Source organism: Serratia sp. HMSC15F11, from assembly GCF_001808215.1.
Classification (GTDB): domain Bacteria; phylum Pseudomonadota; class Gammaproteobacteria; order Enterobacterales; family Enterobacteriaceae; genus Serratia; species Serratia nevei.
Genome location: NZ_KV792486.1, coordinates 64,493 through 89,082, shown reverse-complemented (window position 1 = coordinate 89,082; position 24,590 = coordinate 64,493). Strand labels below are relative to the sequence as shown.

The following is a 24,590-nucleotide window of genomic DNA, read 5'->3' as shown; positions in this document are numbered from 1 at the left end:
TATAGGGCCACATCCTGTGTAAATAAACGGCATTGTTTCACGAATGTGAACGAAACGTGTAACTGGCACCGACCGGAGAGAACAGCATGAAAAACGCAGAATTGAACCAACGCCGTCAGGACGCCACCCCGCGCGGAGTGGGCGTGATGTGTGGTTTTTACGCCGAGCGCGCAGAGAACGCCACGCTGTGGGATGTGGAAGGCAAAGAAGTGATCGATTTCGCCTCGGGGATCGCCGTGCTGAACACCGGCCACCGCCACCCGAAGGTGATCGCCGCGATTGAAAAGCAGCTGCAGGCTTTCACCCACACCGCCTATCAGATCGTTCCTTACGAAAGCTATGTCTCGTTGGCGGAGCGCATCAACCAGCGCGCGCCGATCGCCGGCCCGTGTAAAACCGCCTTCTTCACCACCGGCGCGGAAGCGGTGGAAAACGCGGTGAAGATCGCCCGCGCTTACACCGGCCGCCCGGGGTTGATCACCTTCGGCGGCGGTTTCCACGGCCGCACCTATATGACCATGGCGCTGACCGGCAAAGTGGCGCCTTACAAACTGGGCTTTGGCCCATTCCCCGGCTCGGTGTTCCACGGCCAGTACCCGAATGCGCTGTACGGCGTGACCACCGAAGACGCGATGAACAGCCTGGATCGCCTGTTTAAAGCGGATATCGATCCCAAGCAGGTGGCGGCGATCGTGCTGGAGCCGGTGCAGGGAGAAGGCGGCTTCAACGTGGCGCCGGCCGAATTCATGCTGGCGCTGCGCACGCTGTGCGACCAGCATGGCATCCTGCTGATCGCCGACGAAGTGCAGACCGGCTTCGCCCGTACCGGCAAGCTGTTCGCCATGGAGCACTACAGCGTTAAACCGGATCTGATCACCATGGCGAAAAGCCTGGCGGGCGGCATGCCGCTGTCGGCGGTGGCGGGCCGCGCCGAGGTAATGGACGCGCCGGCGCCGGGCGGGCTGGGCGGTACCTATGCCGGTAACCCGCTGGCGGTGGCTGCGGCGCATGCGGTGCTGGACGTGATCGACGAAGAGCAGCTGTGCCAGCGCGCCCAGCGTTTGGGGCAGCACCTGGTGGAAGTGTTGCAGCAGGCGCGCAAAACCAGCCCGGCGATCGCCGATGTGCGCGCGCAAGGCTCGATGGTGGCGGTGGAGTTCAACGATCCGGCCACCGGCAAACCATCTGCCGATATCACCCGTCAGGTGCAGCAGAAGGCGATGGAAGAAGGGCTGCTGCTGCTGAGCTGCGGCGTGAACGGCAACGTGATTCGCTTCCTGTACCCGCTGACCATCCCGGACGATCAGTTCACCAAGGCGATGGGCATCCTGTCTCGCGCGCTGGCCCACTAAGGAGCGAACGGCATGAAATTGAACAATCCCGAGCTGCTGCGCAGCCAGTGTCTGATCAACGGTGAATGGTGCGATGCCCTGAGCGGCAAGCGAGAAGCGGTGATCAACCCGGCCACCGGCGCCGAACTGGCCAGCATTCCGCTGGTCAGCGAAGAGGAAACCCAGCAGGCGATCGCGGCGGCGCAGCGGGCGCAAAACGAGTGGAAACAGCTGACCGCCAAGCAGCGTTCCGCGCTGCTGTTGGCCTGGGCCGACAAGGTGCTGGCCGCGCAGGAAGATCTGGCGCAGCTGATGACCGCCGAGCAGGGCAAATCGCTGGCGGAAGCGCGCGGCGAAGTGGCGTACGCCGCGTCGTTCATCACCTGGTTCGCCGAAGAGGCCAAGCGGGTGGACGGTGCGGTATTGCAGGCGCCGCAGGCTTCGCAGCGCCTGGTGGTGGTGAAGCAGCCGATCGGCGTGTGCGCGGCCATCACCCCGTGGAATTTCCCGGCGGCGATGATCACCCGCAAGGTGGCGCCGGCGCTGGCGGCGGGTTGCGCCATCATCGTCAAACCGGCTGAGCAAACGCCGTTGACCGCGTTGGCGCTGGCCAAACTGGCGCAGGACGCCGGTATTCCCGCCGGCGTTTTGCAGGTGGTGACCGGGGAAGCGGCGCAGGTGGGCAAGGTGCTGTGCGACAGCCCAGTGGTGCGCAAGCTGAGCTTTACCGGTTCGACCGAGGTCGGCCGCATCCTGATGGCGCAGTGCGCGCCGAGCATCAAGAAACTGTCGCTGGAGCTGGGCGGCAACGCGCCGGTCATCGTGTTCGACGACGCCAATTTGGACGCGGCGGTGGCGGGCATCATGGCCTCCAAGTTCCGCAACAGCGGCCAGACCTGCGTGTGCGCTAACCGCATCTACGTGCAGGACGGCATTTACGAGCGGCTGGCGGAAAAGCTGGTGGCGGCGGTCGAGCAGCTGAAAGTCGGCGACGGCAGCCAGGAAGGCACCACCCAGGGGCCGCTGATCGACAGCGATGCGGTGGCGAAGGTGCAGAGCCATATCGACGACGCGTTGATCAAAGGGGCGCAGATCGCCACCGGCGGCCAGCCGCACGCGCTGGGCGGCACTTTCTTCCAGCCGACGGTGGTGACCGGCGTAACGCAGAAGATGCGCTTTGCCAAAGAAGAGACCTTCGGGCCGGTGGCGCCGCTGTTCCGCTTCCATGACGAGGCGGAGGCCATCGCCATGGCCAACGACACCGAATTTGGCCTGGCCGCCTACCTGTTCACGCAGAACGCCGCGCGCCAGTGGCGCGTGCCGGAGGCACTGGAGTACGGCATGGTCGGCATCAACACCGGGCTGATTTCCAACGAAGTGGCGCCGTTCGGCGGCGTGAAGCAGTCAGGGCTCGGGCGTGAAGGATCGCGCTACGGGATAGAAGAATATCTGGAGCTGAAATACCTGTGTATCGATGTGAGCTGTTGAGCGTCAGGACGTTAACCCATCCCGGCGGCCAGCGTCGCCGGGCGATAAAGGATGATGCATGTCTGATAATATCTCTGTTTCTCCGGCGCTTGCCGCCGGGGTGCGAGCACCTGCACCCGCCAAATCGTTAAGCTTCCTCGAAGGGGTGGCGATGATCGTCGGCACCAACATCGGCGCCGGGGTGCTCTCCATCGCCTACGCCTCCAGCAAGGCCGGTTTCCTGCCGCTGCTGTTCTGGCTGGTGCTGGTGGGGAGCCTGACCACCATCACTATGCTGTACGTCGCCGAATCCACGCTGCGCACTCGCGCGCATCTGCAGCTGAGCGGGCTGGCGAAGCGCTACGTCGGCGGCCTGGGCGCCTGGCTGATGTTCGCTTCGGTGTGCGTCAACAGCGTCGGGGCGCTTACCGCCTACATGACCGGCAGCGGCAAGCTGCTGCAATCGCTGTTCGGCATCTCGCCGGCGCTGGGCAGCTTGCTGTTCTTCGTGCCCGCCGCCGGCGTGCTGTACCTCGGTTTGAAAGCGATCGGCCGCGGCGAGAAGTTCATCAGCATCGGCATGGTGGTGATGTTGACCGCGCTGGTGGCGGCAACGCTGCTGAAAGACACCACCCAGATGCGCAACCTGCTGGACGGTGACTGGCGCTATATGGTGCCGGTTTTCAACGTGGTGGTGTTCTGCTTCTCGGCGCAGTACATCGTGCCGGAAATGGCGCGCGGCTTTGCCGACAAGCCGGAGCAACTGCCGAAGGCGATCATCGTCGGTATGGTGGTGACCTTCATTTTGCTGGCGGCGGTGCCGATGTCGGTGATCGCGCTCAGCGGGCTGGGTGACATCTCCGACGTGGCCACCATCTCCTGGGGCCAGGCGCTGGGGCAGTGGGCGTTCTTCTCCGCCAACATCTTCGCGCTGTGTGCGATGCTGACCTCGTACTGGGGATTGGGCGGCAGCTTCCTGACCAATATTTTCGACAAGTTTCGGCTGGGCAACGACGAGCTGCCGCTGCGCCGCTTCGGTGTGCTGCTGCTGGTGGTAGTGCCGCCGTTCGTGCTGGCCTACAGCGGGCTGGTGTCGTTCGTCAACGCGCTCTACTTCGCCGGGGTGTTCAGCGGGGTGATCCTGTCGATCATGCCGATGCTGATCCTGCGCGGCGCGCGGAAACATGGCGACCAGACCCCGCGCTGGCAGTGCAACTGGATCACGCACCCGCTGCTGCAGGTCAGCATTGTGCTGCTGTACCTGGCCAGCGCGGTGTACGCCATCGCTTCATTGTTAGGCTATCTGCCCTCTGGATGGTGATTTGCCTTCCCTCAAGCAGTGATGTTGTTTCTCGGCATTGAGAACGGCGGCGTCGTGGCCGCCGATTTTTTTCTCAGGCGCGCCGTTTTTCCGATAACGCCAGCCACGCCTGTACCGACGGACGCTGCCACTGCTTGTGCGCATAGTGGCGCACGCGCTCCGGCACCGGATCGCCGTGCATCACCAGCCGGTTGAGCATCAGCGCCAGATCGGTGTCGGCGATGCACCACTCCCTGAACAGATTGTCCTGCCCGTGGCTCAGCAGTTTTTCCACGGCGGCGATCAGCTTGCGCGCGGCCTCCTGCGCGGCTTCGGACAGCGGCGGGAACTTGCCGTTGTTGAACACCACCTCGGTCGAGCGCTCGGCGCGGATCGGCAGCAGATCGCTGCGCAGCCAGGCCTGGATCTCGCGCGCCTTGGCGCGCAGCTTCACGTCGCGCGGATAAACGGCGTGGGCCGGGTGGATGTCTTCCAGGTATTCGGCGATCGCCGAAGACTCCGAGAGTTGAAACTCGCCGATCGCCAGCGTCGGCACCCGGCGGGTGAGCGACAGCGCCGCGTAGGCCGCCTCTTTGTTCTCTTCTTTCGCCAGATCCACCGGCTTCACGGTGAACGGAATGCCTTTTTCCGTCAGCACGACAAAGGCGGACATGGCGTACGGGCTGAAAAATTCACTGTCGGTATAAAGCTCGGTGATCGGTTGAGACATCGGCGGTTCCTCGGGGTTAAGGGGGGAACATTCATCATTGTCGAGGGGAGGCTAAAAATCAATCTGTTAGCAAAAAGTTCTTGGGCGGCGCGGTTTCCGGTGCCGTGAGCTCCTTCAGGATGATGTGATATATTTGTTGCCAACACGTGAATTGAGCCGTATTGGGTAACATGAAGACGCAGTGGATAGAACGAGTAAAAGTGGGATGCGCGCGCCTGTGGCCGCACCCGCTGGCGGTGGGCAAGCGAGAGATGCTGATTTCCAGCGTCGGCGCCGGTTTGGGGCTGATGCTCGCCGGCTGGATCAGCCACTTTATTTTGGGCGAGGTGAACCTGTGGTTTATCGCGCCGATGGGCGCCTCGGCGGTGCTGCTGTTCGGCGTGCCCAACAGCCCGCTGGCGCAGCCCTGGTCGATCGTCGGCGGCAATGCGCTGGCGGCGACGGTGGGTGTCTGCGCCGGTCTGCTGATCCCCGATCCGGGCCTGGCCTGCGGCGTTGCGGCGGCGGTGGCCATCGGCCTGATGTTCAAGCTGCGCTGCCTGCATCCCCCGGGTGGCGCGGTGGCGCTGACCGCCATCCTCGGCGGCCCCGGCATTCACCAGATGGGCTACCACTTCGTGCTGTACCCGGTGCTGCTGAACTCGGTGCTGCTGGCGGCGCTGGCCATTCTGTTCAATAACCTGGCCGGGCGACGCTACCCGCACGCGCTGGCGCCGGCGGAGGCCAAACCGGCCAATCTGCCGATCGATGCCGTTTCCATCACCCGCGCCGATCTGCACGAGGCGCTGATGGAGGGGGATCTGTTCGATATTGACGAGGACGATCTGCAGGAGATCCTGCTGCGCGCCGAGCAGCTGGCGCATCAGCGGCAAAGCAAGACCGCCTGATCAGACCAGCGTTTTGCGGTAAAACACCACCCGCTCCGTTTCGGCAAAGCCCAGCGCCGCATGCAGGCGCTGGGAGTCCAGATTGGCGATGTCGGTATCCGACGCCAGCTCGCTGCACCCCTGCTGCTTCGCCCACTCCTGCACCTGTGCGATTAAGCGCGCGGCCCAGCCCTGGCGGCGGGCGCCCTCGACGGTATAAATCCCTTCCAAAAACGCCACCGGCGACGATTCGCAGCCGTTGACGTAATCGTAGCGCAGCGCGACCTCGGCAAAGCCAACGAAAGCGCCGTCCAGCCCCCGCGCCATAAACGCGGAGTGGTGCGGTGAAGCCAGTATCTCGCGCATTTCCGCGCGGTGATCTTCAGGCGAGCTGGAGGGCCACAGCGCGGTGCGCAGCGCCAGCCAGGCGTCGAGGTTGTCGTGGTCGCAGATGACGATCATGCGGGGCCCTTATGAGTCGGAATAAATCAGGAATGCCGAAAGAGAAGTGTGGCACGGCGGCGGGAAACAAAAAAGTCATTATGGCGGGACTTTCTAAGAGGATGAAAGAGATGTGTTGATATTTTAGGCGAAGTTGGTATAGGGTACGGCCAGCGTGCTTATAAGGGATTGTTATGGATGCGAAAGCCGTAGCTCAAGGAATTCTTGAGGGAATAGAGTCTTTACCAAGGGGCATTGCCTATAGTGCTCGTAGGACATGGCAGGGAGCAGGGCTCGGCGGCCGAGAGCTTAAGCACCGCAATGAAATTGAAACGGAACGATTTATTAAGGTCGTTCGTGCTGGCTATGGTATCGAAACCCCGCTGCGTGAGCTGATAGTGGTGATTATCCGTGACTGCTATCAGCGAATGGATCTGCAAACACAAATTGCGCTAAGCCAAAAATTAAACCATGCAGAGGGTTATCTTACAGGACGTATGGGGACGCAGTTCATTCTGGTTCAGCAAATCACACACCATATTTTGAAAAAGGTTATCGGCAGCACACTTTTCAAATGAGTATTCAAAGGTGTCACCATTGCTGGGCTAAACATCATTATTTTACAAGGAATTATTGAACAGGCCGCCGTTTCTTCGCGTCGTTTGCGGGAACAATATCCCTCAACGTACCATAAGCTCACGCCACGAAATTTGGACATGATCTACTTTCTGGCGGAGGAGTATCTTGAACCCTTTGTTGCCTATACCAGCAAATCGAAAATGTTCTGTGAAGGTGTGAATCATGAGCTATCTAAAGTCTTGGGGCAGTAAGCTCGGTAAAGGATTGTCGCACCTTGTGGAAGCGATTTTGGGCGGGATATTTTCTGTCGCTGCGTTTGGCTCACTGTTCTGGTTCGACGAATGGTGGCAACGAATTCTGAGCGCGGTAATATTCCTGTTGCTGGTGTTTGTCACTATTGCTTTGTGTAGCCTTGTGAGAGGCGAGCGATAGCGGATAGATCAATCAAAAGCCAGCGGTTGGATTTTAACTAATGATCAAGTGATGATGACTTCCTATCGTTAAGTAATAAAATCAATGAACTGGCTAAAATCCTTTCTTGTGAAGTTCGTTAAATTTGTTGGCCGGCAAACTGCTGACTTGGCTGAGTCCATAGTCATTGGCCTGTTCTCTATAGCGGCATTTGTTGCCTTGTTCTGGTTTGATGAGTGGTGGAAATCTATCGCTGTGGCTGTCGCGATCTTCTTTGCCGGCTTCCTGGTGAGCCTGGCTATAGGCTGGTTAAGAGGGGAAAGATAGCTGAGGGGGCCGGCATTACCGCCGCCATTTTGCCGCCACTGCGAGCAAAAAATAAAAAAGCCACTTCGAGAAAAGTGGCTTTTTTATATGATTTTAAAGCTAAAATTTGGTGGCCCCTGTTGGGTTTGAACCAACGACCAAGCGATTATGAGTCGCCTGCTCTAACCACTGAGCTAAGGGGCCAAGCCGCGAGATTATAGGGAATCCTTAAGCGGCGGTCTACAGTTACCCGCCCGTATGTTGCTTTTCTGCACAGTTCTAGCCTGTTGTAATTGCTGGCGGATTTTGCGATAACCGCAGTAAATCCCTGCAATGGACTCACAATACTCATGGAACTTCTGGCGCCTGGCCTGCGGGTGGTGTTTTGCGGCATCAACCCCGGCCTTTCTTCCGCCCATCAGGGCTACCCTTTCGCCAACGGCAGCAACCGCTTCTGGAAGGTGATCCATCAGGCCGGCTTTACCGAGAGCCAGTTGGCACCGGAGCAGTGGCAGCAGCTGAAGGATAACGGCTGCGGCATTACCGCGCTGGTGGCGCGCCCGACGGTGGCGGCCAGCGAGCTGTCGCGCGACGAGCTGCGCAGCGGTGGCGAGGTGCTGCAAGAGAAAATCCTGCGCTATCAGCCGCGCGCGCTGGCGATTTTGGGCAAGCAGGCGTTCGCCACCGCCTTCGGGGTGAAAAACGCGCCCTGGGGCAAGCAGGCGCTGACGCTGGGGGAAACCGAGGTGTGGGTATTGCCTAACCCCAGCGGATTGAACCGCGCCACGCTGGAGCAGCTTACCGCCAGCTATCGCGAGCTGTTCCTGGCGTTGCAATGATGTGGCGGGGCGTATTCAGGGCATAAAAAAACCCCGGCAGGCCGGGGTTTTTGTTTTTGGTGCGGCAGCCGGACTTAGTCGTCCAGGAAGCTGCGCAGCACTTCGGAGCGGCTTGGGTGACGCAGCTTACGCAGCGCCTTGGCTTCGATCTGACGAATACGCTCACGGGTAACGTCAAACTGCTTGCCTACCTCTTCCAGCGTGTGATCGGTGTTCATGTCGATGCCGAAACGCATGCGCAGCACTTTCGCTTCGCGCGCGGTCAGGCCGGCCAGCACATCGTGGGTGGCGGAACGCAGGCTTTCCGAGGTCGCGGAGTCCAGCGGCAGCTCGAGGGTGGTATCCTCGATGAAGTCGCCCAGATGCGAATCTTCGTCGTCGCCGATCGGCGTTTCCATCGAGATTGGCTCTTTGGCGATCTTCAGCACCTTGCGGATCTTGTCTTCCGGCATCAGCATGCGCTCGGCCAGCTCTTCCGGCGTCGGCTCGCGGCCCATCTCTTGCAGCATCTGGCGCGAAATACGGTTGAGCTTGTTGATGGTCTCAATCATATGCACCGGAATACGGATGGTGCGCGCCTGGTCGGCGATGGAGCGGGTGATAGCCTGACGGATCCACCAGGTGGCGTACGTCGAGAACTTGTAGCCGCGGCGGTATTCGAACTTGTCTACCGCTTTCATCAGGCCGATGTTGCCTTCCTGGATCAGATCCAGGAACTGCAGGCCGCGGTTGGTGTATTTCTTGGCGATAGAAATAACCAGACGCAGGTTGGCCTCAACCATCTCTTTCTTCGCGCGGCGGGCTTTCGCTTCACCGATCGACATGCGACGGTTGATGTCTTTGACCTGCTCAATGGTCAGGCCGGTTTCTTCTTCGATCTGACGCAGTTTCTGCAGGCTGCGCTGCACGTCTTCAGCCACGTCTTTCAGCTTTTCCGACCATGGCTTGGCCATCGCCAGCGCGGCTTCGAACCAGGAATCGCTGGTTTCGTTGCCGGCGAACAGGGTGACGAAGTTTTTCTTCGGCATTTTGCACTGTTCAACGCACAGCTTCATGATGATGCGTTCCTGGGTGCGAACGCGGTCCATCATGGTGCGCATGCTGTTGACCAGGAAGTCGAACTGCTTCGGCACCAGGCGGAACTGCTTGAACACTTCAGACAGCTTCAGGATCTCGTCCGCAGCGCTGGCGTGGCTGCGGCCGTTCTTCTTGATCACCAGACGCGTCGCTTCATACTGATCGCGCAGCTCGGCGAACTTCTGACGCGCCAGCTCAGGATCGATGCTGTTGTCGTCTTCGGTATCGTCGTCTTCAGCATCCTCATCTTCGTCGTCGTCGTCTTGCTCTTCGCTCGACAGTTCAGAACCGATGTGGGTGGCGGTTGGGGCGATGTCCTCTTCCGCGTTAGGATCGACGAAGCCGGTGATCAGATCGGACAGGCGCGCTTCGCCCGCTTCGACGCGATCGTACTGCTCAAGCAGGTAGGTAATGGCTTCCGGGTATTCGGCAACCGAGCACTGAACCTGGTTGATGCCGTCTTCGATGCGCTTGGCGATGTCGATTTCACCTTCGCGCGTCAGCAGTTCGACGGTACCCATTTCGCGCATGTACATGCGCACCGGGTCGGTGGTGCGGCCGATTTCGGATTCCACGCTGGACAGAACCTGTGCGGCGGCTTCTTCCGCATCTTCGTCCGTGCTGTTCGAGTTTTCGGCGAGCAGCAGGTCATCGGCGTCCGGTGCTTCTTCCATCACCTGGATGCCCATGTCGTTAATCATCTGGATGATGTCTTCGATCTGATCGGAGTCGACGATATCTTCCGGCAGATGGTCATTGACCTCAGCATAGGTCAGATAGCCTTGCTCCTTACCACGGGTGACAAGTAGCTTCAGCTGTGACTGCGGGTTTTGCTCCATAAGACGGTATCCACACTTCAGAGTATTTAGGTTGGTGTCGGTCGGCGAAACCGCCAACAATAGCATTTGGGGCGTTTTCGTTATCGCCGCGGCCCACTATGGCGGCACTGTGCAGGGCTCTGCCCTCGCAATTATCGGCACTTAAGCCGTTTGGTATTCAGTTTTTCTTCGCTAAAACCTGGTTGAGAGAACGGACTTCTTCACGTTCCTCCGGGCTCAGGCCGCGCGTTCTGGCCTGGGCGATCAGCGTTTCCAGCCGTTGCTCGAGCACCGAGTCGTACAGGCTGGCCAACGTATCCAAAAAGGTCTGTTCGACCATGTCCTCAACGATCATATGGTTCCATGTCGCCAAGGTTTCAAGCTGCTGGCTGAATTTGTTGTCGCGATACAGCTCCAGCAATTGCCCGGTTGTCAGGCCCGGCTGCGCCAAACAGGTCTGCACCAGTTCGACGAACAGCGGCAATCCCGCCTGTTTGGTCTGCTCCAGCCCTTCAAGCGAAGGGATAAGTGTAGCCAACTGCGGATTTTGCACCAGTAACCCTATCAGTATACGCATGGTTGTGCGTTTTAGCTGGGGCGCCTGATAAGGATTCGCATTTTCCGCCTGCTTGGGCATCAGCTTGTCGAGCTGGCTGTCGTCCAGCAGCCCCAGCTTGTTGCCGAGCTCCTGGCGCAGGTACAAGCGCAACGTTTCGCCCGGCACCTGAGTAATCAGCGGCAGCGCCAGCGTGCTCAGCTTGGCGCGCCCGTCCGGGCTGCTCAGATCCACCTGCGGCAGCAGGCTTTCGAACAGGAACGTGGACAGCGGCTGCGCCTGCTCCATTCGCTGTTCGAAGGCTTCTTTGCCTTCTTTGCGCACCAGGGTGTCCGGATCTTCGCCGTCGGGCAAAAACATGAACCGCAGCTGGCGCCCGTCGTTCAGGTACGGCAGCGCGGTTTCCAGCGCCCGCCATGCCGCCTCGCGGCCGGCGCGGTCGCCGTCGTAACAGCAGACGACGTTGTCGGTGGCGCGGAACAGCAGCTGAATGTGTTCAGCCGTCGTCGAGGTTCCGAGCGAGGCGACGGCATAATCGATGCCGAATTGCGCCAACGCCACCACGTCCATATACCCTTCCACCACCAGCAGCCGCTGGAGGGTAGGGTGATTCTGCTGTGCTTCATACAGACCGTACAGCTGGCGGCCCTTATGGAAAACTTCGGTTTCCGGCGAGTTCAGGTACTTCGGCATACCGTCACCCAATACGCGGCCGCCGAAGGCGATCACACGCCCACGCTTGTCGCGGATGGGGAACATCACCCGTTCGCGGAAACGGTCGTACGAACGCCCCTGATCGTTAGTCACCAGCATGCCGGCATCGTTCAATGCGCGGCGCGAGTCGGCATCGCGGCCGAAACGCTTCAGGGCGTTGTCCCATCCCGCCGGCGCGAAGCCGATGGCGAAATGGCGAATAACGTCGTCACTTAATCCGCGCTGCTGCAAATAGCTGCGCGCCGGCGCTCCGGAGGACTGCTGCAGTGACTGTTGATAGAACGCGCTGAGCTGCTCCATCAGTTGGTACAGGCTCTGGCGCTGATGGCGTTCGATCTGGGTTGGCCCGGTGCCCGCTTCGTAAGGCACTTCCAGCCCGTGCATGGTCGCCAGCTCTTCGATGGTTTCGACAAACTCGAGTCGGTCGTAATTCATCAAAAAATCGACGGCGTTGCCGTGCGCACCACACCCAAAACAGTGATAAAACTGCTTTTCGCCATTAACGGTAAAGGAAGGCGTCTTTTCGTGGTGGAACGGACAGCACGCGTGGTAGTTCTTGCCTTGCTTCTTGAGCTTCACGCGAGCGTCGATCAGGTCGACGATGTCGGTGCGAGCCAGCAAGTCATTGATAAATACGCGCGGAATTCGTCCAGCCATAAGCCCTTACTTCATTAGCCTATAAACGAGAACAAGCCGCGCATTCCTTTCGGAAAGCACGGCCTTCGTATGCAACTACTCGGTCTGCGCGATTTTGAAAATCAGAAATTCACGCGGTGGGGTTGCCCCCGAAGAATTAATACAGACGAGTGCGGCGTGCGTTTTCGCGAGCCAGTTTCTTCGCGTGACGTTTCACAGCAGAAGCTTTAGCGCGTTTACGTTCGGTAGTTGGTTTTTCATAAAACTCACGACGACGAACTTCAGCTAAAACACCCGCTTTTTCGCAAGAGCGTTTGAAACGACGCAGAGCAACGTCAAATGGCTCGTTTTCACGTACTTTAATTACCGGCATGTGCCTCTCACCTCAATAAAATTCGGTTTGTTGCTGGCCAAGCGCCAGCCTTTTCAAAATGGTGCGGAATTTTACTCCAATGGATGCTGCTTTGTAAAGCATCACCGCAAATTGAAACCCGCGTCGCTCTGCCGCAACGTGCGCAATTTTGCACCGGGCGCTGATTATAGACTAATCAGAAAAAAATGCTCGTGTTTAATCGCCCGGGCATTTTCTGGATGAATCATCGACATAGGTGCGAGCCGGTGACAAGATGCGCGGCACCGGCGGTAAATGCGGCGGAATGTGGTAGACTGGCGGCCGCACGTGAATGATGGGAAATGTAATGCGAGTACTGGGTATAGAAACGTCCTGCGATGAAACCGGAATTGCAGTGTATGACGATCAAACCGGTTTGTTGGCCAACCAATTATACAGCCAGGTGAAGCTGCACGCCGACTACGGCGGCGTGGTGCCGGAACTGGCCTCCCGCGATCACGTGCGCAAAACCGTGCCGCTGATTCAGGCGGCGCTGAAAGAGGCCAACCTGACCCCGGCCGACATCGACGGCGTGGCCTACACCGCCGGGCCGGGCCTGGTGGGGGCGCTGCTGGTCGGTGCTACCGTGGGGCGCGCGCTGGCGTTTGCCTGGAACGTGCCGGCGGTGCCGGTGCACCATATGGAAGGCCACCTGCTGGCGCCGATGCTGGAAGACAACCCGCCGGCGTTCCCGTTCGTCGCGCTGCTGGTCTCCGGCGGCCATACTCAGCTGATTAGCGTCACCGGCATCGGTGAGTATGAACTGCTGGGCGAATCGATCGATGATGCCGCCGGCGAAGCGTTCGACAAAACCGCCAAGCTGCTCGGCCTGGATTACCCCGGCGGGCCGATGCTGTCGAAGATGGCGCAGCAGGGCACGGAGGGGCGTTTCACCTTCCCGCGGCCGATGACCGATCGTCCGGGCCTGGACTTCAGCTTCTCCGGGCTGAAAACCTTCGCCGCCAACACCATTCGCTCCAACGGCAACGACGATCAGACGCGTGCCGACATCGCCCGCGCCTTCGAGGATGCGGTGGTGGATACGCTGGCAATCAAGTGCAAACGCGCGTTGGAGCAGACCGGTTTTAAACGCCTGGTGATGGCCGGCGGCGTGAGCGCCAACCGCACGTTGCGCGCCAAGCTGGCGGAGATGATGCACAAGCGCGGTGGGGAAGTATTCTATGCCCGCCCGGAATTTTGCACCGACAACGGCGCGATGATCGCCTATGCCGGCATGGTGCGCCTGAAGAGCGGCGCCAACCCGGAGCTGAGCGTTTCGGTGCGGCCGCGCTGGCCGCTGGCGGAACTGCCTGCGGTATAAAGCAAAGGGCCGGATAATCCGGCCCTTCTGTTATTCGTCTTTCGGCTGGTCGCCGTTATCCGCATTCGCCTGGTTTTTCTTCTTGCGGAACTTGCCCCAGATCTTACCTTCCTGGCCGCGCCACAGGCGCTGAATATTGTCGTGATGCCGCATCAGGATCAGGCAGGAGAGCATCGCCACCGGGAAGGTGAACTGCGGTTTGAACCACCAGACGTAGAACGGGGCGATCAGCGCGCTGACGATGGCGCCGAGCGAAGAGTAGCCGCTGAGCAGCACCGTCAGCAGCCAGGTGCCGGTCATCAGGCCGGTCAGATCCCAGCCGATAGGCGCGATGGCGCCAAACGCCGTCGCTACGCCCTTACCGCCGCGGAAGTGGAAGAACACCGGATAGATGTGCCCCAGGCAGGCGGCGATCGCCGTCAGGCCGAGGTACAGCGGCGGCACATCGAGTTTGTAGGCCAGCCAGACCGGCAACATCCCTTTCAGAATATCGAATACCAGCACCGCCGCTGCCGCCAGCCGGCCGCCGATGCGCAGGACGTTGGTCGCCCCGGGATTTCCTGAGCCATGTTCACGCGGATCCGGCAGCCTGGCGATCCGGCAAACCAGGATCGCGCTGGAAATCGAGCCGCACAGATACGCGAAGATAATCATGCCAAGCGCGGTAGCACTCATAACGCGGTTCCGTTTAATAATGGTCGTTTTACTCGCAACATCTATGGATAATACGCACATTCCGCTGGAAGTGGTATCCGGCAAGGCCAAAAACAGAGAATGACGTGATGGATATCGTATTTATTGAAGAGCTTACCGTAATTACCACCATTGGCGTTTATGAGTGGGAACAGGGCATTCGTCAGAAGCTGGTGTTCGATATCGAAATGGGCTGGGATAACCGGCCGGCCGCCGCCAGCGACGACGTAACTGACTGTCTGAGCTATGCCGACGTCAGCGACGCCGTGATCCAGCACGTGGAGTCGAACCGTTTTGCGCTGGTGGAGCGAGTGGCAGAGGAAATATCTGAAATTTTGCTTCAGCGCTTCAATTCCCCCTGGGTCCGTATTAAGGTCAGCAAACCGGGCGCTGTAGCACATGCCAGTCGGGTCGGCGTGATCATTGAGCGCGGCACTCGTCCCGCATGATTTTATGTCATCTGCTTGCAACGAAAGACCGTTAAGCTGGTCTTAATCCTGAGAATTGTTTTAGCGGCACTGTCTTTAAGCATTGCCGCTTTTTTATGTGATAGCCGTTATTTTATGGGGTGAGCGAAGCACATGGCAGACATGCATTCACTGTTTATTGCGTTTGTTCTTGGGGTTGTTGAGGGATTAACCGAATTTCTGCCGGTTTCTTCCACCGGGCATATGATCATCGTCGGCGAGTGGCTGGGCTTTACCGGCGACAAAGCCAAAACCTTTGAAGTCATTATCCAGCTGGGGTCGATCCTGGCCGTCGTCGTGATGTTCTGGCGCCGGCTGTTCGGCCTGATCGGCATCCATTTCGGCGGCAAGCCGGTGGAGCACGAGGGCAAAACCAGTGGCCAGCTGAAGCTGGGGCACATCCTGTTGGCGATGATCCCGGCGGTGGTGCTGGGCCTGGCCTTCCATGATTTCATCAAGTCGCTGTTCGCGCCGAAAAACGTGATGTACGCGTTGGTGGTCGGCGGCCTGCTGCTGTTGGCGGCGGAATGGCTAAAGCCGAAGAAACCGAGCGCGGAAGGGCTGGATGACATCACCTACCGCCAGGCGTTCATGATCGGCTGCTTCCAGTGCCTGGCGCTGTGGCCGGGCTTCTCCCGTTCGGGTTCCACTATCGCCGGCGGCATGCTGGTGGGCGTGAACCGCTATGCGGCGTCCGAGTTCTCCTTCATCCTGGCGGTGCCGATGATGATTGGCGCCAGCGGCCTGGATCTGTACAAGAGCCTGCACTTCCTGACCTGGGGCGATCTGCCGATGTTTGCCGTCGGTTTCATTACGGCCTTCGTGGTGGCGCTGATTGCGATCAAGACCTTCCTGTCGCTGATCAAACGCATCTCGTTCGTGCCGTTCGCCATCTACCGCTTTATCGTGGCAGCCGTGGTTTACATGGTATTCCTGTAAGCCCGACGCCAAGAAAAAACCCCGCTCTGCGGGGTTTTTTTATGCCTGATCGTTGATAATCGTTTGGCTGAGTTTCCAGTCGGCCAGCGCCTGCTGGCGGCGGCGTTTGAGCTCGTCGCGGATCGCGGTGCCCTGCAGCCCGCTGGCCACCACTTCTTTGATAGATACCGCGTTCGCCACCTGATACGCCTGGCGCAGATAGTCGCCCTGCGGATAAGGGTTCTCCTCAAAGCCGGTGCGGCCGCGCGCGTCCGCTTCGCTGGTCAGGATCATTTGCTCCAGCCTTTGGGGCTTGCGCCAGACGTCGATGGCGTCGAACAGCTTCAGCAGGGTTTCCGGGCGCAGCTTGTCCACGGTGTGGATCAGGTCATGGTACTCGGCCACCAGCTTGCTCAGATCGCGCACCGGGTTGGGCACCCGCAGCCGCTGGCACAGGGCTTCGACCAGCCGCACGCCCGCCGGGCCGTGGCCGTGGTGATGCGGCCAGAATTCTTTCGGCGTCAATCCTTTGCCGAGGTCATGGCACAGGGTGGCGAAGCGCACGTCCACCTCCGGCGTGAGGCGGGCGGCAATCGCCAGCGCCATCAGCGTGTGCACGCCGGTGTCGATCTCCGGGTGCCACTTGGCGGGGGCCGGTACGCCGAACAGCGCGTCGATTTCCGGGAACAGCACCGCCAGCGCATCGCAGTCGCGCAACACCTGAAAATAGACCTGCGGGCTCTGGCTTTGCAGCGCCTTTTCGGTTTCCTTCCAGACGCGTTCGGCGGTCAGCGCAGCCAGTTCACCGCCGTGCGCCATTTGGCGCATCAGCGCGAGCGTTTCGTCGGCGATGTGAAAACCCAGGTGGGCGAAGCGGGCAGCGAAGCGGGCCACGCGCAGCACGCGCAGCGGATCTTCGCCGAACGCGTCTGAAACGTGGCGCAGCACGCGCGCTTGCAGATCGGCTACGCCGCCGTAAGGATCAATCAGTTCCCCTTCGGCGGAGCGGGCGATGGCGTTGATGGTCAGATCGCGCCGCAGCAGATCTTCTTCCAGCGTCACGTCCGGCGCGGCATAGCAGGTAAAACCGGTGTACCCCTGGCCGGATTTGCGCTCGGTGCGCGCCAGCGCGTACTCCTCATGAGAATCGGGGTTGAGGAACACCGGGAAATCTTTGCCGACCTGCTGATAGCCCAATGCCAGCAGTTCCGCCGGCGTGGCGCCCACCACCACCCAATCATGATCGACCACCGGAATGTCGAGCAGGCTGTCGCGAACGGCGCCGCCGACCAGATAAATCTGCACTGTTGACTCCTGAATATCGTGTAAGGCTCTGTCTATCAGATTACATGAATTGGCCGCGGGATGTCGGCACCAATGAAAAGGGCGCCCGCAGGCGCCCACACTCAAACTGAACGATACTGAGATCAGTTCATCCAGCGGTTATTGTTCTTGCGGCGCGGGATCAGGTGCGGCAACAGCAGACCCAGCAGCAAACCGACGCCGGCGACGCCGCCGCCGTACATGAACCACTGCAGGATAATGGTGCGCTGCTTGTCGTCGAGCTGCAGGTTAACGGCGTTGACCTTCTTCTGCGCGACCACCAGCTGGTTTTTCAGATCCTGGTTTTCCTTCTGCAGGCTGCTGATGGTGCTGTCGCTGCCCGCGACTTTCTCCTGCATTTCCGAGGTGCGCTGGTTCCAGGTGTTGTCGATGTTGGCCAGCTTGTCGGTCAGGGTTTTCACCTGCTGTTCCAGCTCGGGCACGCGAGTGCGCAGGCTTGGCGTCTGGCTGAGCTGGTCGAGCGGGATCCAGGTGGTGCGGCCTTTCGGATCGCGGATCTGGCCGTAGTTGGTGCTGTCGTTGACGCTCAGCAGGGTGACTTCTTCACCGGCGTTCAGAGTGCCGACAATACGGTACTGATTACCTGGGCCGCTATGGACGTAAGTGCTTAACTCATCGGAGATATAGCGTTTATCTTCGGCATGTGCGGCCCAAGTGATGCTGAAGCTCAGCGCGGCAAGGCAAATCAGGCGTAATTTCTGCATTAGTTCATCGTTTCTGGGTGAATTTATGGAACGATAGTAGAGCGTTCAGTCTGACGACGCAACGCCAAAACCGGAATGAGAACTATCTTACTGTGGCTGATTCTGTGAGTTGCGCAGCGTTTTATAACGTAACAGGTTTTTTCTACAGTTAGCAGGGTTAAGGCGCCGGGAATCGCGGTAAGATAATGGCAACTGTGCGTCATTGGGCAGCATACGGCGGGCCGAACGCGCCGCGCTGAAACCGACGCGAATGCGTAACTTATTGGTGTTAAAGAATTATGACCGTTGAAATTGAACTGAAATTCATCGCCGCGCCGCAAGCGGTGGCCGCTCTGCCACAATGGCTCGCCCCCTGGCCGCATCAGCATTCCGCGCCGCAAAAGCTGACCAACATTTACTTCGAAACGGCCGACAACGTCCTGCGCCGTCACGACATGGGGCTGCGGATTCGCGGTTTCGACGATCGCTATGAGATGACCATCAAAACCGCCGGTAAAGTGGTGGGCGGCCTGCACCAGCGCCCGGAATACAATGTCGCTATCGCCGAACCGCAGCTGGCGTTGGCGCAGTTCCCTGCCGACATCTGGCCGCAGGATTGCGATATCGCGGCGCTGCAGCAGGCGTTGCAGCCGCTGTTCCGTACCGATTTCGTGCGAGAGAAGTGGGTGGTTACTTACGGCCAAAGCGAGATCGAGATTGGTCTGGACCAAGGCGAGGTGCGTGCCGGTGACCTCAGCGAAGCCCTGAGCGAGATAGAGCTGGAGCTGCTGAACGGCAATACTGCCGATCTGCTGGCGTTGGCCGGTGAGCTGGCGGCGCACGGCGGGCTGCGTCAGGGCAGCCTGAGCAAGGCGGCGCGCGGTTACCACCTGGCACAGGGCAATCCGCCGCGCCAGGTGCGCCCGCTGCGGGTGTTGAAGCCGGCGGCGAAGGCGACCGTGGAGCAGGGGATGATCGCCGCCTTCGAGCTGGCGCTGAGCCACTGGCAGTACCACGAAGAGCTGTGGCTGCGCGGTGACGCGCAGGCGCGCGCTTCGGTGATTGAGGCGGTCGGAACGATCCGCCAGGCGCTGGTGATCTTCGGCGGTTTGGTGCCGCGCAAGGCCAGCGCCGATCTGCGCGCCCGCTTGACCGAGCTCGAGCCGCTGTTGGCGGACAAAGCCGCGCAACCAGATACCCTGTGCTACAGCACAGCCTATCTGCAATGTAAGTTGGCGCTCACATCATGGCTGGTGAGCGGCGCCTGGCGGCCGTTTATCGATGCCAAAGCGCAGGCCAAGCTGGACGGTTCTTTCAAACGCTTCAGCGACATCATGCTGGGGCGCAGCGGTGCGGAGCTGAAAGAAGCCTTCAGCCGTACGCTGAACGAAGATGAATATCAGGAACAATTGCCGCGCCTGACGCGTCAGATTTCGGCGCTGGTCCTGCTGTCGGGCGCCTACCCCGACGAGCAGACCGGGCCTTATATCGAGGCCTGGCGCGAGCTGCAGGCAGCGCTGAGCGAGCGCCGCCAGGGTTGGTATGAAGCCAGCCGCAAACAGGCCTTATCGCATGCGCCATTCTGGTTAAACGGCGCGCTTCGTTAATCCAGCCGGCCCGCCAGCCGTGGGCCGCAGAACGGGTCATACACTATGTCGCCACTTTCAGCCGCGTTGCAGGCTCAGGCACAGCAGGTTGTGCAGCGTTTTCAGGAAGTTCACGGCGCGGACTGCGCCTTTAGCGAACAGGAGCAGTGGGTGCTGGCGTCGAGCGACTTCGTCAGCGACGCGCTGCTTGCCCAGCCGGCCTGGCTGGCGACGCTGCGCGAACAGCCGCCGGCGCCCGGCGAGTGGCAACACTATGCCGCCTGGTTGCAGGACGAGCTGGAAGAGGTGCGCGATGAGGCGCAGCTGATGCGCACGCTGCGTCTGTTCCGCCGTGAAACGCTGGTGCGCATTGCCTGGGCGCAGGCTCAGGGGCTGTGTTCGACCGAAGAAACGCTGCTGCAGCTGAGCGGATTGGCGGAAACGCTGATCGTCAGCGCGCGCGACTGGCTGTACCAAACCTGCTGCCGTGAGTGGGGCACGCCGTGCAACGCCGCCGGTGAACCGCAGCCGCTGCTGATCCTCGGCATGGGCAAGCTGGGCGGCGGCGAGCTGAATTTCTCGTCGGATATCGATCTGATCTTCGCCTACCCGGAAAACGGCCAGACCCAGGGCGGGCGGCGCGAGCTGGACAATGCCCAGTTCTTCACCCGCCTCGGCCAGCGGCTGATCAAGGCGCTGGATCAGCAGACCATTGACGGCTTCGTCTATCGCGTCGACATGCGGCTGCGGCCGTTCGGCGACAGCGGCCCATTGGTGATGAGCTTTGCGGCGCTGGAAGATTACTATCAGGAGCAGGGGCGCGACTGGGAACGTTATGCGATGGTGAAGGCGCGCCTGATGGGCGGCGCGGAAGACGCCTACAGCCAGGAGCTGCGCAAAACGCTGCGGCCATTCGTGTTCCGCCGCTATATCGATTTCAGCGTCATCCAGTCGCTGCGCAACATGAAGGGCATGATCGCCCGTGAAGTGCGGCGTCGCGGCCTGAAGGACAACATCAAGCTGGGTGCCGGCGGCATTCGCGAAATCGAATTCATCACCCAGGTATTCCAGCTGATCCGCGGCGGCCGCGAGCCGGCGCTGCAGGGGCGTTCGCTGCTGCCGACGCTGCAGGCGGTGGGTGAACTGGGGCTGCTGGAGGCCGAGCAGGTGCGGGCGCTGAGCGCCGCTTACCTGTTCCTGCGGCGGCTGGAGAATCTGCTGCAGGCGATCGGCGATCAGCAAACCCAGACGCTGCCGCAGGATGCGCTCGATCAGGCGCGGCTGGCCTACGGCATGGGGCTGGCGGATTGGCCGGCGCTGATGGCGACGCTGGACGTGCACATGCAGGCGGTGCGGGCGGTGTTCGATGACCTGATCGGCGACGATAGCCCGGATGTCGGTGAAGATCCCGACTACCAACACTACCACAGCCTGTGGCAGGACGCGCTGGAGGAAAACGAGCTGGCGCCGCTGACGCCGCACCTGGACGAAGAGGGGCGCCGACAGATGCTGCGCACCATCGCCGATTTCCGCCACGACGTCGACAAACGCACCATCGGCCCGCGCGGCCGCGACGTGCTCGATCAGCTGATGCCGCGCCTGCTGGCGGAGGTATGCCCGCGCCAGGACGCGCCGACCGCGCTGGTGCGGCTGGCGCAGCTGCTGCTCAGCATCGTCACCCGTACCACCTACCTCGAACTGTTGGTGGAGTATCACGCGGCGCTCAGCCATCTGATCCGCCTGTGCGCCGCGTCGCCGATGGTCGCCAACCAGCTGTCGCGCTACCCGCTGTTGCTGGACGAACTGCTGGATCCGGCCACGCTGTATCAGCCGGTGGCGCTGGACGCCTACCGCAGCGAGCTGCGCCAGTACCTGCTGCGGGTGCCGGAAGACGACGAAGAGCAAAAGCTGGAGGCGCTGCGCCAGTTCAAGCAGGCGCAGCAGCTGCGCATCGCCGCGGCGGATATCGCCGGCGCGCTGCCGGTGATGAAAGTGAGCGACCACCTGACTTATCTGGCGGAGGCGATCATCGACGCGGTGGTGCAGCAGGCCTGGAGCGACATGGTGGCGCGCTACGGCCAACCGACCCATCTGCAGGAGCGCGATGGGCGCGGCTTTGCGGTGATCGGCTACGGCAAGCTGGGCGGCTGGGAGCTGGGTTACAGTTCCGATCTCGATCTGGTATTCCTGCTGGATTGCCCGCCGGAGGTGATGACCGACGGCGATCGCTGCATCGACGGCCGGCAGTTCTACCTGCGGTTGGCGCAGCGGGTGATGCATCTGTTCAGCACCCGCACCTCCTCCGGCATTCTGTATGAGGTGGACGCCCGCCTGCGGCCTTCCGGCGCTGCGGGGATGCTGGTCAGCACCGTTGAGGCGTTCGCCGATTACCAGCAAAACGAAGCCTGGACCTGGGAACATCAGGCCCTGGTGCGCGCGCGCATCGTGCATGGCGACCCGGCGCTGCATCAGCAGTTCGATGCGATCCGGCGCGAGATCCTGTGCAAAACGCGCGATGCGGAGATCCTGAAGCGCGAAGTGCGCGAGATGCGCGAAAAGATGCGCAACCATCTCGGCAACAAGCAGCGCGATCTGTTTGATATCAAAACCGATGAGGGCGGCATTACCGACATCGAATTTATCGCCCAATATCTGGTCTTACGCTATGCGCCGGGTGAACCGCGGCTGACGCGTTGGTCGGACAACGTGCGCATCTTCGAGCTGATGGCCAATTACGACATCATGCCGGAAGAGGAGGCGCGCGCGCTGACCCAAGCCTATGTCACCATGCGCGATGAGATCCACCATCTGGCGTTGCAGGAGCATTCCGGCAAGGTCGGCAGCGGGCTGTTCGTCGCCGAGCGCGAGCAGGTGCGCACCAGCTGGGCCAAATGGCTGGATTAATACCTTTTTGCGGGTATTCCGGCGGTCTGTGGTAATATCTGCGCCACTAAAATTTTGTACTTTTTTGGAGTTATCGGATGAAAGTTACGCTGCCTGATTTTCGCCGCGCCGGTGTGCTGGTGGTCGGTGACGTCATGTTGGATCGCTATTGGTATGGGCCGACCAGCCGCATTTCACCGGAAGCCCCGGTGCCGGTGGTCAAGGTCGATACCATCGAAGAGCGTCCCGGCGGCGCGGCTAACGTGGCGATGAACATTGCTTCGCTGGGGGCCACTTCCCGTCTGGTGGGCCTGACCGGCATCGACGATGCGGCGCGGGCGCTGAGCGCCAAGCTGAATGAAGTCAACGTGCGCTGCGACTTCGTCTCGGTGCCGACCCATCCGACCATCACCAAGCTGCGCGTGCTGTCGCGCAACCAGCAGCTGATCCGTCTCGATTTCGAAGAAGGCTTCTCCAACGTCGATCCGCAGCCGATGCTGGAGCGCATTCAGCAGGCGCTGCCGCAGATCGGCGCGCTGGTGCTGTCCGATTACGCCAAGGGCGCGCTCAGCCAGGTGCAGGGGATGATCCAACTGGCGCGCGCCGCCAAGGTGCCGGTGCTGATCGATCCGAAAGGCTCTGACTTCGAGCGCTATCGCGGCGCGACGCTGCTGACGCCAAACCTGTCCGAGTTCGAAGCGGTGGTGGGCCACTGCAAGGATGAGGCGGAACTGGTGGAACGCGGCATGAAGCTGGTGGCGGATTTTGAGCTGTCAGCGCTGCTGGTTACCCGTTCCGAACACGGCATGACGCTGCTGCAGCCGGGCGTTGAACCGCTGCATTTACCGACCCAGGCGCAGGAAGTGTTCGATGTGACCGGCGCAGGTGACACTGTGATCGGCGTGCTGGCCGCCTCGCTGGCCGCCGGTAACTCGCTGGAAGAGTCCTGCTTCCTGGCCAACGCCGCCGCCGGCGTGGTGGTGGGCAAGCTTGGCACCTCTACCGTGTCGCCCATCGAGCTGGAAAACGCGGTGCGCGGCCGGGCCGAAACCGGTTTTGGCGTGATGACCGAAGCGCAGTTGAAACACGCCGTCGCGCAGGCGCGTCAGCGCGGCGAGAAAGTGGTGATGACCAACGGCATCTTCGACATTCTGCATGCCGGCCACGTCTCTTATCTGGCCAACGCCCGCAAGCTGGGCGATCGCCTGATCGTGGCGGTGAACAGCGACGCCTCGACCAAGCGCCTGAAAGGGGAAACACGCCCGGTCAACGCGCTGGAGAACCGCATGATCGTGCTGGGCGCGCTGGAAGCGGTGGATTGGGTAGTGCCGTTCGAAGAGGATACGCCGCAGCGCTTGATCGCCGACATTCTGCCGGATCTGCTGGTGAAAGGCGGTGATTACAAACCGGAAGAGATTGCCGGCAGTGCGGAAGTGTGGGCCAACGGCGGCGATGTCAAAGTGCTGAACTTTGAAGACGGGCTGTCGACCACCAACATCATCAAAGCGATCAAAAACGGGCGCGGCTAACGCCGGGCGACCTAAAGAACAAGGGCGCGCTGTGCGCGCCCTTGGCGGGAATTATTCGTCTTCCTGTTTGGCGGCTGGTGTCGCGCTCAGTTTGCTTTCCAGCTCGGCCATGCGCTGTTCCAACAGCGCCAGCTTCTCGCGGGTGCGCAACAGCACCTGAGTCTGTACGTCGAACTCTTCGCGGTTAACCAAATCCAGGCGGGTCAGCTGCGACTGCAGGACCTGACGGATTTTTTTCTCAACGTCTTCCCCGAATTCACGAACGCCTTTAGGCATGGACTCATGAACCTGGCGTGCGATTTGTTCGATTTTTTTCGGGTCAATCATGGCGTATCCCTTTCAGAGTTTAATAGCTGCCGCTTAGTGTAATGCGAGTTGCCCGCGGGATAAACCATTAAGCGCATTCGCCGTGCGTGGCCGAATTGTGCTTTTGCCAATTGCCCTGCCTACCCATTAGCGTTATAGTCATCCTGCTTATTCTCAGGGCGGGGTGAAAGTCCCCACCGGCGGTAAATCACCTTCTACGGTGAAAGCCCGCGAGCGCTCAGCCAGCCTGTCAGGGCCGGTTAGAGGTCAGCAGATCCGGTGTAATTCCGGGGCCGACGGTTATAGTCCGGATGGGAGAGAGTAACGGTATCTGCCGGGCTTGCGCCCGCTTGCGTTATTTTTTTAGCTATTGCTAGCTACTCCTCAAGATCGCCCTG

Annotated in this window: 23 protein-coding genes, 1 tRNA gene and 1 riboswitch; of the genes, 14 read left to right on the top strand and 10 right to left on the bottom strand. The window is 60.5% G+C overall.

The genetic code is table 11. The features are described from left to right. Positions 1-86 precede the first annotated feature (86 nt). Genes HMPREF3138_RS17310 through HMPREF3138_RS17300 form a run of 3 tightly spaced genes read left to right on the top strand, consistent with a single transcriptional unit; the run spans position 87 to position 4,119 of the window. Positions 87-1,352, top strand: a complete 1,266-nt coding sequence (locus tag HMPREF3138_RS17310) for a 4-aminobutyrate--2-oxoglutarate transaminase (RefSeq protein WP_038879541.1) — start codon at positions 87-89, stop codon at positions 1,350-1,352. A 12-nt stretch (positions 1,353-1,364) separates the two neighbouring features. Next, positions 1,365-2,819, top strand: coding sequence for an NAD-dependent succinate-semialdehyde dehydrogenase (locus HMPREF3138_RS17305; RefSeq protein ID WP_038879538.1), 1,455 nt, complete (start codon positions 1,365-1,367; stop codon positions 2,817-2,819). A 58-nt stretch (positions 2,820-2,877) separates the two neighbouring features. Next, on the top strand, positions 2,878-4,119 hold the full coding sequence (locus HMPREF3138_RS17300) for an aromatic amino acid transport family protein (RefSeq protein ID WP_038879536.1): 1,242 nt from the start codon (positions 2,878-2,880) through the stop codon (positions 4,117-4,119). Between the two features lie 73 nt (positions 4,120-4,192). Here the strand turns inward: HMPREF3138_RS17300 and yfcF are convergent, their stop codons facing one another. Then, a complete protein-coding gene (yfcF, locus tag HMPREF3138_RS17295; RefSeq protein ID WP_004937171.1) occupies positions 4,193-4,828 on the bottom strand; it encodes a glutathione transferase in 636 nt (211 codons plus the stop codon). Between the two features lie 170 nt (positions 4,829-4,998). On the opposite strand from yfcF, the gene HMPREF3138_RS17290 reads away from it, so the two are divergent. After that, on the top strand, positions 4,999-5,715 hold the full coding sequence (locus HMPREF3138_RS17290) for an HPP family protein (RefSeq protein WP_038879532.1): 717 nt from the start codon (positions 4,999-5,001) through the stop codon (positions 5,713-5,715). Here the strand turns inward: HMPREF3138_RS17290 and aac(6') are convergent, their stop codons facing one another. Beyond that, positions 5,716-6,156 carry an aminoglycoside 6'-N-acetyltransferase gene (gene aac(6') / locus HMPREF3138_RS17285; protein WP_038879528.1) on the bottom strand — a complete coding sequence of 147 codons (441 nt, stop codon included), beginning with the start codon at positions 6,154-6,156 and terminating at the stop codon, positions 5,716-5,718. A gap of 173 nt (positions 6,157-6,329) precedes the next feature. On the opposite strand from aac(6'), the gene HMPREF3138_RS25720 reads away from it, so the two are divergent. The 3 genes from HMPREF3138_RS25720 (at position 6,330) to HMPREF3138_RS17275 (ending at position 7,452) form a co-directional block, all read left to right on the top strand. Beyond that, positions 6,330-6,713, top strand: coding sequence for a hypothetical protein (locus HMPREF3138_RS25720; protein WP_048234938.1), 384 nt, complete (start codon positions 6,330-6,332; stop codon positions 6,711-6,713). A 223-nt stretch (positions 6,714-6,936) separates the two neighbouring features. Next, positions 6,937-7,146 carry a hypothetical protein gene (locus tag HMPREF3138_RS25715; protein ID WP_047729812.1) on the top strand — a complete coding sequence of 70 codons (210 nt, stop codon included), beginning with the start codon at positions 6,937-6,939 and terminating at the stop codon, positions 7,144-7,146. Between the two features lie 84 nt (positions 7,147-7,230). Next, positions 7,231-7,452, top strand: a complete 222-nt coding sequence (locus tag HMPREF3138_RS17275) for a hypothetical protein (RefSeq protein ID WP_038879525.1) — start codon at positions 7,231-7,233, stop codon at positions 7,450-7,452. Positions 7,453-7,559: 107 nt separating this feature from the next. On the opposite strand, the gene HMPREF3138_RS17270 is transcribed toward HMPREF3138_RS17275, so the two are convergent. Further along, positions 7,560-7,635: transfer RNA gene (locus HMPREF3138_RS17270), tRNA-Ile, on the bottom strand. Between the two features lie 146 nt (positions 7,636-7,781). On the opposite strand from HMPREF3138_RS17270, the gene mug reads away from it, so the two are divergent. Further along, positions 7,782-8,270, top strand: coding sequence for a G/U mismatch-specific DNA glycosylase (gene mug / locus HMPREF3138_RS17265; protein WP_038879522.1), 489 nt, complete (start codon positions 7,782-7,784; stop codon positions 8,268-8,270). Positions 8,271-8,344: 74 nt separating this feature from the next. Here the strand turns inward: mug and rpoD are convergent, their stop codons facing one another. The 3 genes from rpoD to rpsU all read right to left on the bottom strand — a co-directional run bounded on the left by rpoD (position 8,345) and on the right by rpsU (position 12,444). Beyond that, positions 8,345-10,186: an RNA polymerase sigma factor RpoD gene (rpoD, locus tag HMPREF3138_RS17260; RefSeq protein ID WP_038879518.1), complete on the bottom strand. Its 1,842-nt coding sequence runs from the start codon at positions 10,184-10,186 to the stop codon at positions 8,345-8,347. Between the two features lie 157 nt (positions 10,187-10,343). Beyond that, a complete protein-coding gene (gene dnaG, locus HMPREF3138_RS17255; RefSeq protein ID WP_025304325.1) occupies positions 10,344-12,092 on the bottom strand; it encodes a DNA primase in 1,749 nt (582 codons plus the stop codon). Between the two features lie 136 nt (positions 12,093-12,228). Further along, positions 12,229-12,444 carry a 30S ribosomal protein S21 gene (rpsU, locus tag HMPREF3138_RS25710; RefSeq protein ID WP_001144069.1) on the bottom strand — a complete coding sequence of 72 codons (216 nt, stop codon included), beginning with the start codon at positions 12,442-12,444 and terminating at the stop codon, positions 12,229-12,231. 325 nt (positions 12,445-12,769) lie between these two features. Between rpsU and tsaD the strand changes: the two genes are divergently transcribed. Further along, positions 12,770-13,783 carry a tRNA (adenosine(37)-N6)-threonylcarbamoyltransferase complex transferase subunit TsaD gene (gene tsaD / locus HMPREF3138_RS17250; protein ID WP_038879514.1) on the top strand — a complete coding sequence of 338 codons (1,014 nt, stop codon included), beginning with the start codon at positions 12,770-12,772 and terminating at the stop codon, positions 13,781-13,783. A 30-nt stretch (positions 13,784-13,813) separates the two neighbouring features. Here tsaD and plsY read toward each other — a convergent pair whose 3' ends face one another. Beyond that, positions 13,814-14,458, bottom strand: a complete 645-nt coding sequence (gene plsY / locus HMPREF3138_RS17245; RefSeq protein ID WP_038879512.1) for a glycerol-3-phosphate 1-O-acyltransferase PlsY — start codon at positions 14,456-14,458, stop codon at positions 13,814-13,816. Positions 14,459-14,565: 107 nt separating this feature from the next. Between plsY and folB the strand changes: the two genes are divergently transcribed. Together folB and bacA are read left to right on the top strand one after the other, a co-directional pair. Further along, positions 14,566-14,925: a bifunctional dihydroneopterin aldolase/7,8-dihydroneopterin epimerase gene (folB, locus tag HMPREF3138_RS17240; protein WP_019453081.1), complete on the top strand. Its 360-nt coding sequence runs from the start codon at positions 14,566-14,568 to the stop codon at positions 14,923-14,925. A 132-nt stretch (positions 14,926-15,057) separates the two neighbouring features. Beyond that, positions 15,058-15,882 carry an undecaprenyl-diphosphate phosphatase gene (bacA, locus tag HMPREF3138_RS17235; protein WP_025160107.1) on the top strand — a complete coding sequence of 275 codons (825 nt, stop codon included), beginning with the start codon at positions 15,058-15,060 and terminating at the stop codon, positions 15,880-15,882. A gap of 39 nt (positions 15,883-15,921) precedes the next feature. Here bacA and HMPREF3138_RS17230 read toward each other — a convergent pair whose 3' ends face one another. Both HMPREF3138_RS17230 and HMPREF3138_RS17225 read right to left on the bottom strand, forming a co-directional pair. Next, on the bottom strand, positions 15,922-17,166 hold the full coding sequence (locus HMPREF3138_RS17230) for a multifunctional CCA addition/repair protein (protein WP_038879508.1): 1,245 nt from the start codon (positions 17,164-17,166) through the stop codon (positions 15,922-15,924). A gap of 122 nt (positions 17,167-17,288) precedes the next feature. Next, complete coding sequence (locus HMPREF3138_RS17225; RefSeq protein ID WP_019453078.1) at positions 17,289-17,909, bottom strand: TIGR04211 family SH3 domain-containing protein; 621 nt, start codon at positions 17,907-17,909, stop codon at positions 17,289-17,291. Positions 17,910-18,187: 278 nt separating this feature from the next. On the opposite strand from HMPREF3138_RS17225, the gene HMPREF3138_RS17220 reads away from it, so the two are divergent. The 3 genes from HMPREF3138_RS17220 (at position 18,188) to hldE (ending at position 23,886) form a co-directional block, all read left to right on the top strand. Beyond that, a complete protein-coding gene (locus HMPREF3138_RS17220) occupies positions 18,188-19,495 on the top strand; it encodes a CYTH domain-containing protein (RefSeq protein WP_038879504.1) in 1,308 nt (435 codons plus the stop codon). Between the two features lie 45 nt (positions 19,496-19,540). Continuing rightward, positions 19,541-22,378 (top strand): bifunctional [glutamate--ammonia ligase]-adenylyl-L-tyrosine phosphorylase/[glutamate--ammonia-ligase] adenylyltransferase, encoded by a 2,838-nt coding sequence (gene glnE, locus HMPREF3138_RS17215; RefSeq protein WP_038879501.1) that lies wholly within the window; start codon positions 19,541-19,543, stop codon positions 22,376-22,378. A gap of 77 nt (positions 22,379-22,455) precedes the next feature. Next, positions 22,456-23,886: a bifunctional D-glycero-beta-D-manno-heptose-7-phosphate kinase/D-glycero-beta-D-manno-heptose 1-phosphate adenylyltransferase HldE gene (gene hldE, locus HMPREF3138_RS17210; protein ID WP_038879497.1), complete on the top strand. Its 1,431-nt coding sequence runs from the start codon at positions 22,456-22,458 to the stop codon at positions 23,884-23,886. A gap of 51 nt (positions 23,887-23,937) precedes the next feature. Here the strand turns inward: hldE and ubiK are convergent, their stop codons facing one another. Further along, entirely contained in the window at positions 23,938-24,213 is a 276-nt protein-coding gene (ubiK, locus tag HMPREF3138_RS17205; RefSeq protein WP_038879493.1) for a ubiquinone biosynthesis accessory factor UbiK, read from the bottom strand. Positions 24,214-24,358: 145 nt separating this feature from the next. Further along, positions 24,359-24,519: riboswitch (FMN riboswitch) on the top strand. Positions 24,520-24,590: the final 71 nt, after the last annotated feature.